This window comes from Nocardia sp. NBC_00508 (genome assembly GCF_036346875.1).
Classification (GTDB): domain Bacteria; phylum Actinomycetota; class Actinomycetes; order Mycobacteriales; family Mycobacteriaceae; genus Nocardia.
Window position 1 is genome coordinate 6,214,991 of record NZ_CP107852.1, and the last position, 16,005, is coordinate 6,230,995.

Annotated in this window: 16 protein-coding genes; 13 read left to right on the top strand and 3 right to left on the bottom strand. The window is 68.8% G+C overall.

Annotation, left to right across the window (positions count from 1 at the left end):
* Positions 1–10: 10 nt before the first annotated feature.
* From uvrC to tpiA, 7 genes are all read left to right on the top strand, one after another.
* A complete protein-coding gene (uvrC, locus tag OHA40_RS27975) occupies positions 11–2,020 on the top strand; it encodes an excinuclease ABC subunit UvrC (RefSeq protein WP_330229830.1) in 2,010 nt (669 codons plus the stop codon).
* Positions 2,021–2,133: 113 nt separating this feature from the next.
* A complete protein-coding gene (gene rapZ, locus OHA40_RS27980) occupies positions 2,134–3,114 on the top strand; it encodes an RNase adapter RapZ (RefSeq protein WP_330229831.1) in 981 nt (326 codons plus the stop codon).
* Positions 3,111–4,157: a gluconeogenesis factor YvcK family protein gene (locus OHA40_RS27985; protein ID WP_330229832.1), complete on the top strand. Its 1,047-nt coding sequence runs from the start codon at positions 3,111–3,113 to the stop codon at positions 4,155–4,157. Before rapZ ends, OHA40_RS27985 begins: the two co-directional genes overlap by 4 nt.
* Positions 4,148–5,131, top strand: a complete 984-nt coding sequence (gene whiA / locus OHA40_RS27990; RefSeq protein WP_330229833.1) for a DNA-binding protein WhiA — start codon at positions 4,148–4,150, stop codon at positions 5,129–5,131. Before OHA40_RS27985 ends, whiA begins: the two co-directional genes overlap by 10 nt.
* Positions 5,132–5,317: 186 nt before the next feature.
* The gene (gene gap / locus OHA40_RS27995) at positions 5,318–6,337 is read left to right on the top strand and encodes a type I glyceraldehyde-3-phosphate dehydrogenase (protein ID WP_330229834.1); all 1,020 of its coding nucleotides are present in this window, start codon (positions 5,318–5,320) and stop codon (positions 6,335–6,337) included.
* Positions 6,338–6,342: 5 nt separating this feature from the next.
* Positions 6,343–7,557: a phosphoglycerate kinase gene (locus tag OHA40_RS28000; RefSeq protein ID WP_330229835.1), complete on the top strand. Its 1,215-nt coding sequence runs from the start codon at positions 6,343–6,345 to the stop codon at positions 7,555–7,557.
* Positions 7,558–7,559: 2 nt separating this feature from the next.
* Entirely contained in the window at positions 7,560–8,345 is a 786-nt protein-coding gene (gene tpiA / locus OHA40_RS28005) for a triose-phosphate isomerase (protein WP_330229836.1), read from the top strand.
* A gap of 173 nt (positions 8,346–8,518) precedes the next feature.
* Here tpiA and OHA40_RS28010 read toward each other — a convergent pair whose 3' ends face one another.
* Positions 8,519–9,301: an META domain-containing protein gene (locus OHA40_RS28010; RefSeq protein WP_330229837.1), complete on the bottom strand. Its 783-nt coding sequence runs from the start codon at positions 9,299–9,301 to the stop codon at positions 8,519–8,521.
* A 332-nt stretch (positions 9,302–9,633) separates the two neighbouring features.
* On the opposite strand from OHA40_RS28010, the gene OHA40_RS28015 reads away from it, so the two are divergent.
* The 4 genes from OHA40_RS28015 to OHA40_RS28030 all read left to right on the top strand — a co-directional run bounded on the left by OHA40_RS28015 (position 9,634) and on the right by OHA40_RS28030 (position 12,908).
* Complete coding sequence (locus tag OHA40_RS28015) at positions 9,634–10,578, top strand: DMT family transporter (protein WP_330229838.1); 945 nt, start codon at positions 9,634–9,636, stop codon at positions 10,576–10,578.
* A gap of 10 nt (positions 10,579–10,588) precedes the next feature.
* Positions 10,589–12,187: an MFS transporter gene (locus OHA40_RS28020; protein ID WP_330229839.1), complete on the top strand. Its 1,599-nt coding sequence runs from the start codon at positions 10,589–10,591 to the stop codon at positions 12,185–12,187.
* A gap of 67 nt (positions 12,188–12,254) precedes the next feature.
* Positions 12,255–12,488 (top strand): preprotein translocase subunit SecG, encoded by a 234-nt coding sequence (gene secG / locus OHA40_RS28025; protein ID WP_039798855.1) that lies wholly within the window; start codon positions 12,255–12,257, stop codon positions 12,486–12,488.
* Between the two features lie 180 nt (positions 12,489–12,668).
* On the top strand, positions 12,669–12,908 hold the full coding sequence (locus tag OHA40_RS28030) for a LysR substrate-binding domain-containing protein (RefSeq protein WP_330229840.1): 240 nt from the start codon (positions 12,669–12,671) through the stop codon (positions 12,906–12,908).
* A 4-nt stretch (positions 12,909–12,912) separates the two neighbouring features.
* On the opposite strand, the gene OHA40_RS28035 is transcribed toward OHA40_RS28030, so the two are convergent.
* Complete coding sequence (locus OHA40_RS28035; RefSeq protein ID WP_330229841.1) at positions 12,913–13,761, bottom strand: SDR family NAD(P)-dependent oxidoreductase; 849 nt, start codon at positions 13,759–13,761, stop codon at positions 12,913–12,915.
* A gap of 60 nt (positions 13,762–13,821) precedes the next feature.
* Between OHA40_RS28035 and OHA40_RS28040 the strand changes: the two genes are divergently transcribed.
* Both OHA40_RS28040 and OHA40_RS28045 read left to right on the top strand, forming a co-directional pair.
* Positions 13,822–14,811, top strand: coding sequence for an alpha/beta fold hydrolase (locus OHA40_RS28040; RefSeq protein WP_330229842.1), 990 nt, complete (start codon positions 13,822–13,824; stop codon positions 14,809–14,811).
* Between the two features lie 61 nt (positions 14,812–14,872).
* Entirely contained in the window at positions 14,873–15,475 is a 603-nt protein-coding gene (locus OHA40_RS28045; protein ID WP_330229843.1) for a DUF7691 family protein, read from the top strand.
* 13 nt (positions 15,476–15,488) lie between these two features.
* Here OHA40_RS28045 and OHA40_RS28050 read toward each other — a convergent pair whose 3' ends face one another.
* Positions 15,489–15,968, bottom strand: coding sequence for a hypothetical protein (locus tag OHA40_RS28050; protein WP_330229844.1), 480 nt, complete (start codon positions 15,966–15,968; stop codon positions 15,489–15,491).
* Between the last annotated feature and the right edge of the window lie 37 nt (positions 15,969–16,005).

Below are 16,005 nucleotides of genomic sequence, written 5' to 3' on the forward strand. Positions count from 1 at the left end.
GGCTGGATGGGTGGCAGATCCAGCGACGTACCGGCCCGCGCCGGGCACGATTCCCGTCGAACCCGGTGTCTACAAATTCCGGGATGCCCATCGGCAGGTCATCTACGTCGGCAAGGCCAAGAGCCTGCGCAGCAGGCTGAACTCGTACTTCGCCGACGTGGCGAATCTGCACCCACGCACCAGGCAGATGGTCACCACGGCTGGGAGCGTCGAGTGGACGGTCGTCTCCACCGAGGTCGAGGCGCTGCAGCTGGAATACAACTGGATCAAGGAATTCGATCCGCGCTTCAACGTCCGCTACCGGGACGACAAGTCCTACCCGGTGCTTGCGGTCACGTTGAACGAGCAGTACCCGCGGCTGTTCGTCTACCGCGGGGCGCGCCGCAAAGGTGTCCGGTACTTCGGCCCGTACGCGCACGCCTGGGCGATCCGCGAGACCCTCGACCTGCTGCTGCGGGTGTTTCCCGCGCGCACCTGCTCCAACGGAGTCTTCCAGCGGCACGGCCAGATCGGACGCCCCTGCCTGCTCGGGTACATCGATAAGTGCTCGGCGCCGTGCATCGGGCGGGTGAGCGCCGAGGAGCACCGCGCGATCGTCGAGGACTTCTGCGACTTCCTGGCCGGCCGCACCGACCGATTGGTCCGCGAGCTGGAACGGCGCATGCACGCTGCCGCCGAAGACCTCGACTTCGAAGCCGCCGCCCGGTTGCGCGATGACGTGCAAGCGCTGCGCCGCGCGCTGGAGAAGCAGGCCGTGGTGCTCGGCACCGGGACCGATGCCGACGTGATCGCCTTCGCCACCGACGAGCTGGAGGTGGCGGTGCAGGTCTTCCACGTGCGCGACGGCCGGGTGCGCGGTCAGCGCGGCTGGGTGGTCGACAAGTCGGGCGACGCCGTCGACGTCCCGGGCGCGGGTGGCGAACTCGCCGCCCTCGTCGAACAGTTCCTCACCCAGTTCTACGGCGAGCAGGTCGCGGTGGCCGAGCAGGGTGCCGAGGAGCAGCCCGCGACCGTGGTGCCACGTGAGGTGCTCGTGCCGGAGCTGCCCGCCGATGTGGAGCAGGTCCAGCAGTGGCTGTCGGAGCTGCGTGGCTCGGCGGTGAAAGTGCGGGTGCCGCAGCGCGGGGACAAGAAGGCGCTCGCCGAGACCGTACAGCGCAACGCGATGGAGGCCCTGGCCCAGCACAAGCTCAAGCGAGCCGGCGACCTCACTTCGAGATCGCAAGCGCTGCAAGAAATTCAGGACGCGTTGGACCTCGATAGCGCGCCGCTGCGGATCGAATGCGTCGACGTCAGTCATGTGCAGGGCACCGATGTGGTCGCCTCGCTGGTGGTCTTCGAGGACGGTCTGGCCCGCAAATCCGAGTACCGCCACTACGCGATCAAGGAGGCCGCGGGCGAAGGCCGCTCCGACGACGTCGGCAGCATCGCGGAGGTGACCCGCCGCCGCTTCCTCAAGCTGCGCCGCGAACGCGACATGGTGGAGCGCGACGATCTCGCCGCGGCCGGCGAGGACGGCGACGCGCTCGACCTCACCTCGCGGCCCGGTATCGATCCGCACACCGGACGCCCGCGCAAATTCGCCTATCCGCCCAACCTGTACGTGGTCGACGGCGGCGCGCCTCAGGTGGCGGCGGCCGCCGAGGTGCTCGACGAACTCGGCATCACCGACGTCGCGGTGATCGGCCTCGCCAAACGGTTGGAGGAGGTGTGGGTGCCGGGGGAGAGTGAACCCGTGATCCTGCCGCGCAACAGCGAGGCGCTGTATCTGTTGCAGCGGGTCCGTGACGAGGCGCATCGCTTCGCCATCACCTTCCATCGCAGCAAACGCTCGCGCCGGATGATCGCCTCGGCGCTGGATTCGGTGCCCGGCCTCGGCACGGCGCGGCGGACCGCGCTGGTCACCCATTTCGGGTCGGTGGCCAAGCTGAAGCAGGCCACGGTCGAAGAGATCACCGAGGTTCCCGGCATCGGCGTGGCTACCGCGAAAGCGGTCCTTTCGGCCCTCCGGTCCGAATAGTCAGTCGACAGTGCACCGGAAGATTCGGTTTCGCGTACGTTGTGTGTCTGCGCCCGATACCGAGAACGGTGCGCGATGATCGGAAGGCACCCGAGAGACGGATCCGGTAGGACATGACACGCGTCGAATCGAACAGCAGTGCGGGCTCTGCGCCGACGAGCGCGGGACGAGCGGGCTCGTCCGGCACCATCGCCGGGGTGAACCCGCAGGTCGAAGTGGTGATCGTGACCGGGCTCTCGGGCGCGGGCCGCGGTACCGCGGCCCGCGTGCTCGAAGACCTCGGCTGGTATGTCGCCGACAACCTACCGCCGGAGCTGTTCGGGCGTATGGTCGAGCTGGGCGCGTCCGCGAAGCCGCCGATCCGGCGGCTGGCTCTGGTCATGGACGTGCGCAGCCGGTTCTTCACCGGCGATCTTTCGGTGGTCACCGAGCAGTTGCGGCCGCTCGGCGTGCGCACCAGGGTGCTGTTCCTGGAGGCCTCCGACGACGTGCTGATCCGTCGCTTCGGCTTCGCCCGGCGCAGGCATCCGCTGCAGAGCGAGAGCAAGGACGGCACCCTGTCCGCGGGCATCGCCGCCGAGCGGGTGCGCCTTTCGCCCGTGAAGACCGCCGCGGACCTGGTGATCGACACCACCGAGCTGTCCATTCACCAGCTGCACCGCAAGCTGGAGGAGGCCTACGGCGGTGGCGCGCCCGCCGCGCTGCAGCTCACCGTGCAGTCCTTCGGCTTCAAGTACGGGGTTCCGCTGGACGCCGACATGGTGTTGGATGTGCGTTTTCTACCTAATCCACATTGGATACCGGAGTTGCGGGAACATACGGGTCAAGAGGTGGTGGTCAGCGAGTACGTGCTGTCGCGGCCCGGTGCGGACGACTACCTGCGCACCTGCCACCACCTGGTCGAGCTGACGACGAATGGTTACCGCCAAGAGGGGAAGCGATACATGACGGTCGCAGTGGGCTGCACCGGAGGCAAGCACCGAAGCGTCGCGATAGCTGAAGCACTGGGCGAATTGATGGGTGAGGTCACCGGCGGGTCGGAGGAATCCGCCGACGTGGTCCGGGTTGTGCATCGAGATCTGGGGCGCGAATGACCGGTTGGGAATCCAATCCCAGCATCGTCGCGCTGGGTGGCGGCCACGGCCTGTACGCGACCCTCACCGCGGTGCGCAGGCTGACCAGGAAGATCTGCGCGGTGGTCACCGTCGCCGACGACGGAGGCTCCTCGGGCCGGCTACGCGCCGAACTGGGGGTGCTGCCGCCGGGGGATCTCCGCATGGCGCTGGCCGCCTTGGCCGCCGATGCCGACGGGGTCTGGACCCGAACCGTCCAGCATCGTTTCGGCGGCACCGGCGCTCTGGCCGGGCACTCGGTCGGCAACCTGATCCTCGCCGGGCTCACCGAAGTGCTGGGCGACCCGGTCGCCGCACTCGACGAGGTCGCCAGAATGTTGCGCATCACCGGACGTGTGCTGCCGATGTCGCCGATCGCGCTCGACATCGAGGCGGATGTGTCTGGGCTGGAAGCGGATCCGCGGGTGAGCCGATGCATTCGCGGCCAAGTTGCCATCGCGACAACGCCGGGTAAGGTGCGGCGGGTGCGGCTGATTCCATCCGACCCGCCGGCCAGTCCGGAGGCCACCTCGGCGATCGAACACGCCGATGTCGTCGTTCTGGGCCCGGGATCGTGGTTCACCAGCGTGATTCCGCACGTGCTCGTGCCCGAACTGCGCGAGGCGCTGGTGTACACCAGGGCCAGGAAAGTCCTCGTGCTCAACCTCGCCGCCGAGCCGGGGGAGACCGCCGGGTTCTCCGCGGAGCGGCATTTGCATGTATTGTCCCAGCACGCACCGGATTTCGTGGTCGATGAGGTGCTGGTGGACTCCGGCTCGGTGCCGGAAGGACGCGAGCGGGAACATGTGGCCAGGGCTGCCGAACAGTTGCGGGCGCGAGTAACGTTCTCCGATGTCGCCGAAGCGGGAACGGACCGGCATCACCCCGGAAAACTTGCCGCCGCACTGGATCAAGTGATCCGGCAACCTCGGCCGCAAATGGCAGGGCTTCGAGTCGAGGGACGGCACATGGGTCAGGATGTGCGTTCCGGGTTGGGTGGAAAGGAGCGCGTCTCGTGGCGATGACAGCCGATGTGAAGGATGAGCTGAGCAGGCTCACCGTCGCACAGGTCAGTTCCCGTAAGGCGGAACTGTCCGCACTGCTGCGTTTCGCGGGCGGCCTGCACATCGTCGGCGGCCGGGTGATCGTCGAGGCCGAGGTGGACATGGGCTCCATCGCGCGCAGGCTGCGCCGGGAGATCTTCGAACTCTACGGCTACGGCTCCGACGTGCACGTGCTCGGCGCCGGTGGGCTGCGCAAGACCTCCCGGTACGTGGTGCGCGTGTCCAAGGAGGGCGAGGCGCTTGCCCGGCAGACCGGTCTGCTCGACGTCCGCGGTCGTCCGGTGCGCGGCCTGCCCGCGCAGGTGGTCGGCGGCAGCATCGCCGACGCCGAGGCCGCTTGGCGCGGAGCGTTTCTCGCGCACGGCTCGCTGACCGAGCCGGGACGTTCCTCCGCGCTCGAGGTCAGTTGCCCCGGGCCGGAAGCGGCGCTGGCGCTGGTCGGTGCGGCCCGGCGCCTCGGGATCGCGGCCAAGGCGCGCGAGGTGCGCGGCACCGACCGCGTCGTGGTGCGCGACGGCGAGGCGATCGGCGCGCTGTTGACCAGGATGGGCGCGCACGGCACCCGGATGGTCTGGGAGGAGCGCAGGCTGCGCCGCGAGGTCCGCGCGACCGCGAATCGGCTGGCCAACTTCGACGACGCCAACCTGCGCCGCTCGGCGCGGGCGGCGGTCGCCGCGGCGGCCAGGGTGGAACGCGCGCTGCAGATCCTCAGCGACGACGTGCCCGACCATCTGGCGGCCGCGGGCAGGCTGCGGGTGCAGCACCGCCAGGCGTCGCTGGAGGAACTCGGCCAGCTCGCCGATCCGCCGATGACGAAAGACGCTGTGGCGGGCCGGATTCGGCGGCTGTTGTCGATGGCCGACCGGCGCGCGAAGGAACTCGGCGTGCCCGACACCGAATCCGCCGTCACGGCCGAGTTGCTCGACGAAGCCTGAAGTTCGATTTCCGCCGACGCCCCGCTCCGGAATGGTGGCGTGCCGATTTCGGAACTTTTCTTGGTCGGTCGTCTGACCAGGCATGCCGTCCTCACGAACGCCAGGTGCGTGTCGGAGAGGTCACGGCAGGGCGTTAGTGTGAGTAGGGCATCGGAATGACCCGCTGGAAAGCTGAGGAGCGATAACGTGACTGTCCGGGTAGGCATCAACGGCTTCGGTCGTATCGGACGTAACTTCTTCCGGGCGGTGGAGGCGCAGAAGGCGCTCGGCACCACCGACATCGAGATCGTCGCGGTCAACGACCTCACCGACAACGCGACCCTCGCGACCCTGCTCAAGTACGACTCGATCCTCGGCCGGTTGCCGCAGGACGTCTCGCTCGACGGCGACGACACCATCGTGGTCGGCGACCAGCGGATCAAGGCGCTGGCCATCAAGGAAGGCCCGTCCGCGCTGCCCTGGGGCGACCTGGGCGTCGACGTGGTCGTCGAGTCCACCGGCATCTTCACCGATGCCACCAAGGCCAAGGGCCACCTCGCCGCAGGCGCGAAGAAGGTTGTCATCTCAGCCCCGGCCAAGGGCGAGGACATCACCATCGTGATGGGCGTGAACGACGACAAGTACGACGGCAGCCAGAACATCATCTCGAACGCCTCGTGCACCACCAACTGCCTCGGCCCGCTGGCCAAGGTGCTCAACGACGAGTTCGGCATCGAGCGCGGCCTGATGACCACCATCCACGCCTACACCCAGGACCAGAACCTGCAGGACGGCCCGCACGGCGACCTGCGCCGCGCCCGCGCCGCCGCGCTGAACATCGTACCCACCGGCACCGGCGCCGCGAAGGCCATCGGCCTGGTGCTGCCCGAGCTGCAGGGCAAGCTGGACGGCTACGCGCTGCGCGTGCCGGTCCCGACCGGTTCGGTCACCGACCTGACCGCCACGCTGCGCAAGTCGGCCACGATCGAGGAGATCAACGCCGCGTACAAGGCGGCCGCCGAGGGCCCGCTGAAGGGCATCCTCAAGTACAACACCGACCCGATCGTCTCCAGCGACATCGTCACCGACCCGGCCTCGTCGATCTACGACGCGCCGCTGACCAAGGTGATCGACGACCAGGTCAAGGTCGTCTCCTGGTACGACAACGAGTGGGGCTACTCCAACCGTCTCGCCGATCTCATCGGCCTCGTCGGCAAGTCGCTCTGACGCGTATGGCTGTCAAGACACTCGCGGACCTGCTCGGCGAGGGCGTCGAGGGTCGGGGCGTGCTGGTGCGCTCCGACCTGAACGTCCCCCTCGACGACAAGGGACAGATCACCGACGCCGGCCGGATCATCGCCTCGGCGCCGACCATCAGGGCGCTGGCCGAAGCGGGCGCCAAGGTCATCGTGACCGCGCATCTCGGTCGGCCGAAGGGCGAGCCGGACCCGAAGCTCTCGCTGGCGCCGGTCGCCGCCAGGCTCGCCGAGGAACTGGGCCGCAACGTCCAGCTCGCCGGTGACGTGGTGGGCCAGGACGCGCTCGCGCGGTCCGAGGGCCTCACCGACGGCGACGTGCTGCTGCTGGAGAACATCCGGTTCGACCCGCGCGAGACCAGCAAGGACGACGCCGAACGGGCCGAGCTCGCCGCGGCGCTGGTCGAGCTGGTCGGCGACGACGGCGCATTCGTCTCCGACGGTTTCGGTGTGGTGCACCGCAAGCAGGCGTCGGTCTACGACGTGGCCGAGTCGCTGCCGCACTACGCGGGCACGTTGGTCGCGGCCGAGGTCGAGGTGCTGGCGAAGCTGAGCGAGAACCCGGACCGGCCCTACGCGGTCGTGCTCGGCGGTTCCAAGGTCTCCGACAAGCTCGCGGTCATCGAGGCGCTCGCGCCGAAGGTGGACACGCTGGTGATCGGCGGCGGCATGTGCTTCACCTTCCTCGCCGCGCAGGGCCTCTCGGTGGGTGCCTCGTTGTTGCAGGAGGAGATGGTGGACACCTGCAAGCACCTGCTCGAGCAGTACGCCGACGTGATCCACCTGCCGCGCGACATCGTGGTGGCCGACAAATTCGCCGCCGACGCGGAGTCGGGAGTGGTGCCCGCGCACGAGATCCCGGACGGCTGGCTGGGTCTGGACATCGGCCCGGAGTCGGTGGACCGTTTCGCGGCGCTGCTGACCGAGGCGCAGACCGTCTTCTGGAACGGGCCCATGGGCGTATTCGAGTTCGAGAAGTTCGCCGCGGGTACCCGCGGGGTCGCCGAGGCGATCGTGACCGCCACCGGCAAGGGTGCGTTCACCGTCGTCGGCGGTGGCGACTCGGCCGCGGCCGTGCGCGCGCTGGACCTCCCGGAGGACGGCTTCTCGCACATCTCCACCGGCGGCGGCGCCTCGCTGGAGTACCTCGAGGGCAAGGAACTCCCCGGCATCGCGGTGTTGGAGGACTGAACATGGCACGCAAACCACTCATCGCGGGCAACTGGAAGCTGAACCTCAATCACCTCGAGGCCATCGCCCTGGTGCAGAAGATCGCTTTCGCCCTGCCGGAGAAGTACTTCGACAAGGTCGACGTGGCGGTACTCCCGCCGTTCACCGACCTCCGCAGCGTGCAGACGCTGATCGAGGGGGACAAACTCCTGCTCACCTACGGTGGGCAGGATGTCTCGGTGCACGAGTCGGGCGCCTACACCGGCGAGATCAGCGCGAGCATGCTCGCCAAGCTGGGCTGTGCCTTCGTCGTGGTGGGGCACTCGGAGCGGCGCCAGTACCACAACGAGGACGACGCCACCGTGCTGGCCAAGGCCAAGCAGGCGCTGAAGCACGGGATCACCCCGATCGTGTGCATCGGCGAGGGCCTGAACATCCGCGAGGCGGGCACGCACGTCGCGTACAACCTCGAGCAGCTGCGCGGATCGCTGAAAGGCCTGACGGCGGAGGATATCTCGAAGATCGTTATCGCCTACGAGCCGGTGTGGGCGATCGGCACCGGCAGGGTCGCCACCCCCGCCGACGCGCAGGAGGTCTGTGGCGCGATCCGCGGGGAGCTGGCGCTGCTGGCCTCGCCCGAGGTCGCCGCCGAGGTCCGCGTCCTCTACGGCGGTTCGGTGAACGCCAAGAACGTCGGTGAGTTGGTCGCCCAGACCGATATCGATGGCGCTCTGGTCGGCGGTGCTTCGCTCAAGGGCGACGAGTTCGCCACCCTCTCGGCGATCGCCGCGGGCGGCCCCCTGCCCTGACCCGTCCAGGGACTACGTTCGACAGCCCGGTATCGCGACGAGCGATACCGGGCTGTCGCGGCTTCGCCGATGCTCGGCGACCGGTGCTCATGCGATGATCGCGGAGCTTCGATTCGCCGGTCCGACAAGGACTTTCGTGACGCTATGCAAGGTGCGTGGCTACTCGAAGCGGCTCACTGCGCCCGCAGGACCAGGCCGGCGCCGTTGTCGTTGCGAAGGGTCAGTGCGTCGGCGTCCACCGTCGCGGCGGCCTTGCCGTCCAGCGCTTTCAAGACTGCCTGCTCCACTTCCATCACCTCGGGAGAGCACGCCATTCGCGTGGTGGCGACCCGGAAGGTGATCTCGGTTCCCGCTACGTCGGCACTGCCGGTCAGGCGATTGCACCCGGTGCTGCCCGAGACACCGCCGTCCTCGGCGATGGTGAGCGTAGGCTTCGCCTCGTCGAGGGCGCGGGAGCGGACCTGAGCATTCTCGGCGATATAGGCGGTGACCAGCCACGGGGTGCCCTTGACGGGCCTATCCGGCTGAGCGACCTCCTTGTCCACCAGGGTCACGGTCCGGTCGTCGCTGTGCAGCGTGAGTCTCGGACCGTCGAGTCGCCAGCTGGGCTCGGAGTTCAGCAGCCCGCTGAGCCATTCGTCGGCGCCGCTGCGATCATCCGCGCAGGCCATCAGGGTCGCGGACAGGCCGGAGACGCGCAGAACGTGATCATCCAGGGTGACCGCACCGGTGAACTTGTTGCACCCCGCGTCCGCGGTGATGCGGCCGTCGGGGAAGCCGACCGTCAGCGGACCGCCGCCGGGAATCGGAGTGCCCTCGACGCCGGTCGAGAGGAAGGTGTGGCCCACCGGGCTCGGCTCGTCAGGAGCCTGCTCGGGCCGGTCGCTCGAGCACGCCGCGATCGCGCACGGGGCGAGTAGGACAGCGAGGGCTAGTCGCGCGAAGTGTGCCGCCATGCGCCGATGCTACCGATGCCGCGGTGAGCGGCTCGGATTTCGCGGCTTGCGACGCCTGCCGGGCTGCGATGCGGTGCCTCGGGCCATCGCGCCAGCGGCGAAACCCACCGAGGTCACGCGAGCCAATAAGCCGGATACATGGGATGACTCGATCGGCATGCGTTACTATCTGTGCCGTGCACCGATGCTTCCCCATCACCCCGCCGCCCGCCTCCTGAGCGAGGTGTAGGTATCCAGCGCGTCACCGAACGGTGTACGCGCCCTTTTCGGCATCGCTGTGCACCTCGCTTCCGCGACCCCATCCCTTTCAGTCGCAGGAGCGCGATCTTTCTATGTCCACGTCTGTATCCACGGCCGGCCGTTCCGGGCTGGTCTACCTCGTCGGCGCCGGAATCCTCTGGGGCACCGGCGGTCTGCTCGGCATGCTGCTGCACCGGGCCACCGGTCTTTCCCCTGTTTCGGTCGCCACCTGCCGGCTCGCCGTCGGTGGGCTACTGCTGGTAGCCCTGCTCGCCACCAGACGACAGCCCTGGCCACGAGATCCGTTGGCGTGGCGTCGCATCGGTGCGGTGGCCGTGCTCGCGGCAATCTTCCAGGCGGCCTACTTCGGCGCGGTCGCGGCCGCGTCGGTCAGCCTCGCCACCCTGATCACCATCGGTATGTCGCCGGTGGTCGTCGCGGTGCTGGAGCACGTCACCGGACGGCGTGCGGTGGACCGGCGCCGCGCGGCCACGATCGGCATCGCCCTGTGCGGGCTGGCTCTGCTGGTCGGGGTGCCGTCCGCCGGCGCGAGCGCGGGCGGGTTGCTGGTGGGCGCGGCGCTGGCATCGGTGGCCGCCGCGGCGTTCGCGATGGTCACCGTGATCAACGCGGCGCCTGCGCCCGGCCTCGACGCGATGACCACCACAGGCCTCGGGTTCACCGGCGGCGCACTGCTGTTGATTCCCTTGGCGGCCACGAGCGGTCTCGCCTTCGACCCGACCGTGGGCAGCATTGCGCTGGTTCTGCTGCTGGGGCTGGCGCCGACCGCGGTTGCCTACACCATGTACTTTCGCGGGCTCTCGGATGCCGGACCCGGCATCGCCGCGGTACTCGCTCTCCTCGAACCGCTCACCGGGGCCGTGCTGGCGGCGGTAGTGCTCGGTGAACGCCTGACGACCCCCGGACTGCTGGGCGCCGCGCTGCTCGTCGTGGCGTTGTTGCTCGCCGCGACCACCGGGCGTTCCCGGGTCCGATGGCAGGACAGGGCGACCGATATCTGCCGCTTCCGGGACTAAGCTTCGGCGCGTGACCGTTGCCGCGACGACCCCGGGCTCCACATGGGCGCCGCTGCGTTCACCGGTGTACCGGGCGCTGTGGGTGGCCCAGTTGGTGTCCAATCTGGGCACCTGGATGCAGATGGTCGGGGCGCAGTGGATGCTGGTGGACTTGCCCAACGCACCGGCCCTGGTGTCGTTCGTGCAGACCGCGGTCACGCTGCCGGTGATGCTGCTGGCCATTCCGTCCGGCGTGATCGCCGACCTGGTGGATCGACGCAGGCTGCTGCTCGGCGCACAGTCCACGATGGCGGCGCTGGCGACGATTCTCGCCGTGTCGACCGCGACCGGGCACACCACGCCCGCGGTGCTGCTGACGTTGCTGTTCCTGCTCGGCTGCGGTCAGGCGCTGACCGCGCCCGCCTGGCAGGCGATTCAGCCGGAGTTGGTCTCGCGCGAGCAGATCCCCGCGGCCGCGGCGCTGGGCAGCATGAATATCAATATCGGCCGGGCGGTCGGTCCGGCGCTGGCGGGTGTGCTGGTCGCGCTGTCCGGGCCGACGGTGGTGTTCGCGCTGAACGCGGTGTCCTTCGGCGGAATCGTGGCGGCGCTGACGGTCTGGCGTCGGCCGGCGACGGATCGGCGACTACCCACCGAGCGTCCGCTGGCGGCGTTGCAGGCGGGCACACGGTTCATCCGGGCCGCGCCGGCGATCCGCCGTGTGCTGTTGCGCTCGATCTTATTCATCATGCCCGCCAGTGCGGTGTGGGCACTGCTGCCCGTGATCGCACGCGATCGGCTCGCACTGTCGTCGTCGGGATACGGTCTGATGCTCGGCGCGCTGGGACTCGGCGCGGTGGTCGGCGCCGCGGCGCTATCGCGCTTGCGGCGGCTGCTGAACCCTACCCAGCGGCTGAGCACGGCCGCGATCCTGTTCGGACTCGCGGCGGCGGGCACCGCGCTGCTCCATGTCGTGCCCGTGGTGCTGGTGCTGCTGGTCTTCGCGGGCCTGGCCTGGCTGCTGGCGATGTCCACGATGAACGCGACCATGCAGCTGCTGCTACCGACCTGGGTGCGTGCGCGCGGGCTGTCGGTGTACCTGCTGGTGTTCATGGGTGGCCAGGCGATCGGCTCGCTGGTCTGGGGTGTGGTCGCCGAAGCGATCGGGTCGGTGTCGGCGCTGCTGTGGGCCGCGGCGCTGCTCGGATTATGCGCGGTGAGCACCCTGTGGCTGCCGATCCGGCACAACGCCGAGCAAGTCGACCTGACCCCGTCGGCGTTCTGGCCGGAGCCCCAGTTGGTGGTCGAACCCGATCCCGACGACGGCCCGGTGCTGATCCTGCGCGACTACGACGTACCACCGGAGAATGTCGAGGAGTTCCTCGCCGCCATGGCCTTCGTAGGCCGATCCCGGCAGCGTACCGGCGCGATGGAATGGCGGCTCTACCGCGACGTCGGGGTGATCGACCGCTATGTCGAGGCTTTTGTCGTGCGGTCCTGGGCCGAGCACATGCACCAGCACCAGGTTCGCCTCACCGCACAGGATGAGCTGCGCGAGCAGGCCGTCGCGAAGTTCACCACCGCCGAGGGCGACCGGGTAACCCACCTGGTGGCGATCGACCGGCGCTAGACCGGGGCCCCGACGATGCCGGGCGCCTGATTCGGTGGGATCGGACCGACCGCATAGACTGTCCGGCATGCGGATGTTCCTGGATATCCTCCTGATCATCACCAGCGTGCTGCTGGTGCTGCTGGTGCTGCTGCACCGCGCCAAGGGTGGAGGTCTGTCCAGCCTGTTCGGCGGCGGCGTGCAGTCCAGTCTGTCCGGTTCCACGGTCGTGGAGAAGAACCTCGACCGCGTCACCATTTTCACCGGCGTCATCTGGCTGATCGCCATCCTGGGCATCGGCCTGGAGATCAAGTTCGCCTGATCCGCGTCACCGCGGCCGCCGTGAGCGCCGCCGCACCGAGCACGATCGCGGCGGGATAGCTCGTCCCGAGCGCTGGGGCGACCACCAGTGGGCCGAGGATCTGTCCCGCGCCATACCCGGCGGTCAGCGGTGCCGCCGCGGGCTCCGCCGGTCAGCTCGGCGCCGACGCGCATCGCCGGCATGACGATTCCCCACCCGGTCCGGGAGATCGTCACATGTACGAATTTCGACGAGTGGATCGAATTGGTCGCGGCGAACCGTGGCATCGGCGTCGTGCCCGACCTGGCGCGCACCCGACCGCCGCACCCGGGTGTCGCCTATCTCGACCTTCCCGACGCACCGCCCTCGCACGTCTACCTGGCCTGGCGCGCCCGGCCGGGCCCGCCGAGCTCGGTGCAGCGCTTCCTGGGCGTGCTCTGACCGGTCAATCTGTGTGCGGAACCCGCCCGTCGACGTCGGTGAAGCCGTAGTACTCCGCGAGATCGGCGACTCGCCACGACAATCCAGTGCGCGAGCGCCGCCCGGCGTCGGTGGCCAGCGCGACGACCGCGCGGCCGGTGAAGCGCGGCGTCTGCGCCTCGGCGAGATCGAAGGTGCCCTCGCCGGGCAGTGTGACCAGCCGGTGCCCGTGCGCGTCGGCCGGAACCAGTTGCAGCAGTTCGGTATCCACGATGCCCGGCCAGAGCGAGACTACGGTCACCTCGGTGCCCGCGAGATTGTGTGCCATATCGGCGGTGAGCCGGTCCAGCGCGGATTTCGCGACGCCGTACACCGCGTTGTGCATGTATCTGCGCGCGCCCGGCGAGGAGATGTTGACGATCAGCCCGCCCGACTCGATCAGCAGCGGCGCGGCGAAAACGCTTGCCACGTAATGCGACCGGACGCCCACGTCGAAGGTCTCGTCCCAGGCCGCCGGTGGGACCTCCCAGAACGGCTTGCCGAGCCAGCGGGCCGCGGCAGGGGAGTTGTAGACGTTGTTCACCAGCACGTCCAACCTGCCGTGCTCGGTGCGGATCCGCTCGAACAGCCGCTCCACCGCGTCGTCGTCACGGTGATCGCACACGAACGGGATGCCTACCCCGCCCGCCGCATCGATCTCCGCGGCCGTCGCGTGCACGGTGCCGGGCAAGCGTCCCTGCGCGGTCGAGCGCCCGGTGACGAACACCGTCGCGCCCGCCGCGCCCAGTTCCTGCGCGATCCCTTTGCCGATGCCGCGGCTGGCGCCGGTGACCACCGCGATCTTGCCTTCGAGTCCGTCGGGTATTCCGCTCACGAAACCGGAACATTACCGTGAAGCGATAACGTGTTCTAGTACATCGTTCTGGAGGCCGGAGTGGAGCTGACGCATCGGTTCGTGACGACCGACGGTATTCGCATGCACGTCGCCGAGCAGGGGGAGGGGCAGCCGGTGATCTTCTGTCACGGCTTTCCGCATACCTGGTACGTCTGGCACCGCCAACTCCCCGCGGTCGCCGCGGCGGGGTATCGAGCCATCGCACCCGACCTGCGCGGCTATGGACGGACCGACGCGCCCGCCGACCTCGAGGCGTACACAAATCGCGCCGTCTGCGCCGATCTGCTCGGTGTGCTCGATGACATCGGCGCCGAGCAGGCGGTGTTCGTGGGCTTGGACTTCGGCGCCGCGCTGGTGTGGGAACTGGCATTGCGCGCCCCGGAGCGGGTGCGCGCCGTCATCGTCCTGAACAATCCGTTCGCGCCCCGTCCACCGCGTTCCCCGTCGCAGCTGTGGGCAAAGGCCGCCGCGCGTCACTTCCTGCACCTGCATTACTTTCAGACCCCCGGTGTCGCTGACGCGGAACTCGGCGGGTGTCCGCGGGAGTTTCTCGCGCGCGTGTACTTCGCGCTCAGCGCCGACTACCACTACCTGGACACGTGGCGCTTCCCGGCGGAAGGCACCGGCTACCTCGACGTGCTGCCGCAGGCGCCCGCGCTGCCGTGGCGCTGGCTGAGCGAACGCGAGTTGGACATCCTGGCCGGCGATTTCGAACGCACCGGATTCACCGGCGGATTGAACTGGTACCGCAGCTTGGACCGCAATTGGGCACTCACCGCCGATTACGCAGACGCGAAAGTCACTGTGCCCGTGTATTTCCTGTACGGCGATCGCGATCCCGACATGGAGGGTTTCAGCGGCCGTGATCCACTGGCCACCATGCGCGAGCATGTCGTCGACCTGCGCGCGGTGACCGAGATCGCCGACGCGGGCCACCTCGTGCAGCTGGAGCGGACCGCGGAGGTGAACGCGTTGCTCACCGCGCATCTGCGCCACCTGACGGAGCGCTCGTCCGAGATTTCGACCTGAGGCGAAACATCTTCGGGCCCAGCGCCGTTCGCTGTCGGTGGGCACCGCTAATGTCTGGTGAATGAGTTATAGCCTGAGCATCTACGTCGTCGAACTGGACAGGGTCTCCGCCGCCATCGGGTCCAGGGACGACAAGCTCCGGCGGATGATCGGCGGCCGGTTCAAGGCCCAGCTGACCCACGACGACGACTGGTTCGCCGACGAGATCGCCGGCGGCGCGCCCACCCGCTACGAGGCGGTGCGCGCCGTCATCGACGGCGGCCCGTTCGACCCGTCCTACGGCTTCCAATACGGCTACGCCTACCAGACGATCTGCCAGTTCTACGGCCGGTTCGTGGACAACCGCTACTTCTCGGCGTTCCGTGGCCGGTGGCTGGATCACATCGATGACGGACTCGCCGCGCTCGGCATCAAGGCGATCAGCGTCCGCGACTTCATGTACCACTCGCTGCCGCCCGCGCTGCCCCAACCCGACGATCTGCCCGGCTACGGCGAATGGACGCCCGAGCAGTGCGCGGAGGCGCTGGTGCAGTGGGAGTCCACGACGCCGCCGCAGCGCGAGGAGGTCGACCACGAGGTGCTCGCGGCCATCGAGTCGTGCGTCGAATGGATCCGTGCGGCGCAGGCGCGTCCCGGCTGGGGCATCGCCGGGTTCTTCTACTGACCGCCTGACGGGCTCAGCGGTATTCCTCGCTCAGCTTCGGGTAGTCCGACCACCGCGGTAGCGGCTGGTAGTCGAGGTAGGCGGTGAGACGGTCGAGCAGGTACTGCCAGCGCGGGCCGATGGCGCCCGCGTCGGCGGGACGAACATGGCGGCGGGTCAGTTCGACGGTGGTGACCACGCCGACCTGGTTCATGCGGACTTCGAGCAGGCAGCCGTCGATGTGCACCACCAGCTCGTGCGGAGCCTCGCAGTGGTCGACGCGCACCGCGACCGGGCCGGGGGCGGGACCGTCGAACAGTTCGATGGTGAGGTTGCCGTTGCCTCCGGAGACGGCGCCGAGCCAGCGGGTGAGCTGGCCGCGCTCGGTGGCCGCCGACCACACGTCCAGCACCGGCTTGCGGAAGGAACGCAGGTAGTGCAGGAGCACCAGATCGTCGCCGGTCGTGTGCTCGTGCTCCGGCCGTACCTCGCCGAGCATGGACATCGTGGTCATCGCCGTGTCCTTCCGCTGCTGGTCACCGTCATCTCAC

Bases quoted from the DNA above. Each gene is read 5' to 3' on its own strand.
- rapZ (WP_330229831.1), top strand. From the start codon at position 2,134: ATGACACGCGTCGAATCGAACAGCAGTGCGGGCTCTGCGCCGACGAGC.
- OHA40_RS27985 (WP_330229832.1), top strand. From the start codon at position 3,111: ATGACCGGTTGGGAATCCAATCCCAGCATCGTCGCGCTGGGTGGCGGC.
- OHA40_RS28000 (WP_330229835.1), top strand. From the start codon at position 6,343: ATGGCTGTCAAGACACTCGCGGACCTGCTCGGCGAGGGCGTCGAGGGT.
- tpiA (WP_330229836.1), top strand. From the start codon at position 7,560: ATGGCACGCAAACCACTCATCGCGGGCAACTGGAAGCTGAACCTCAAT.
- OHA40_RS28010 (WP_330229837.1), bottom strand. From the start codon at position 9,301: ATGGCGGCACACTTCGCGCGACTAGCCCTCGCTGTCCTACTCGCCCCG.
- OHA40_RS28015 (WP_330229838.1), top strand. From the start codon at position 9,634: ATGTCCACGTCTGTATCCACGGCCGGCCGTTCCGGGCTGGTCTACCTC.
- secG (WP_039798855.1), top strand. From the start codon at position 12,255: ATGCGGATGTTCCTGGATATCCTCCTGATCATCACCAGCGTGCTGCTG.
- OHA40_RS28030 (WP_330229840.1), top strand. From the start codon at position 12,669: ATGACGATTCCCCACCCGGTCCGGGAGATCGTCACATGTACGAATTTC.
- OHA40_RS28045 (WP_330229843.1), top strand. From the start codon at position 14,873: ATGAGTTATAGCCTGAGCATCTACGTCGTCGAACTGGACAGGGTCTCC.
- OHA40_RS28050 (WP_330229844.1), bottom strand. From the start codon at position 15,968: ATGACCACGATGTCCATGCTCGGCGAGGTACGGCCGGAGCACGAGCAC.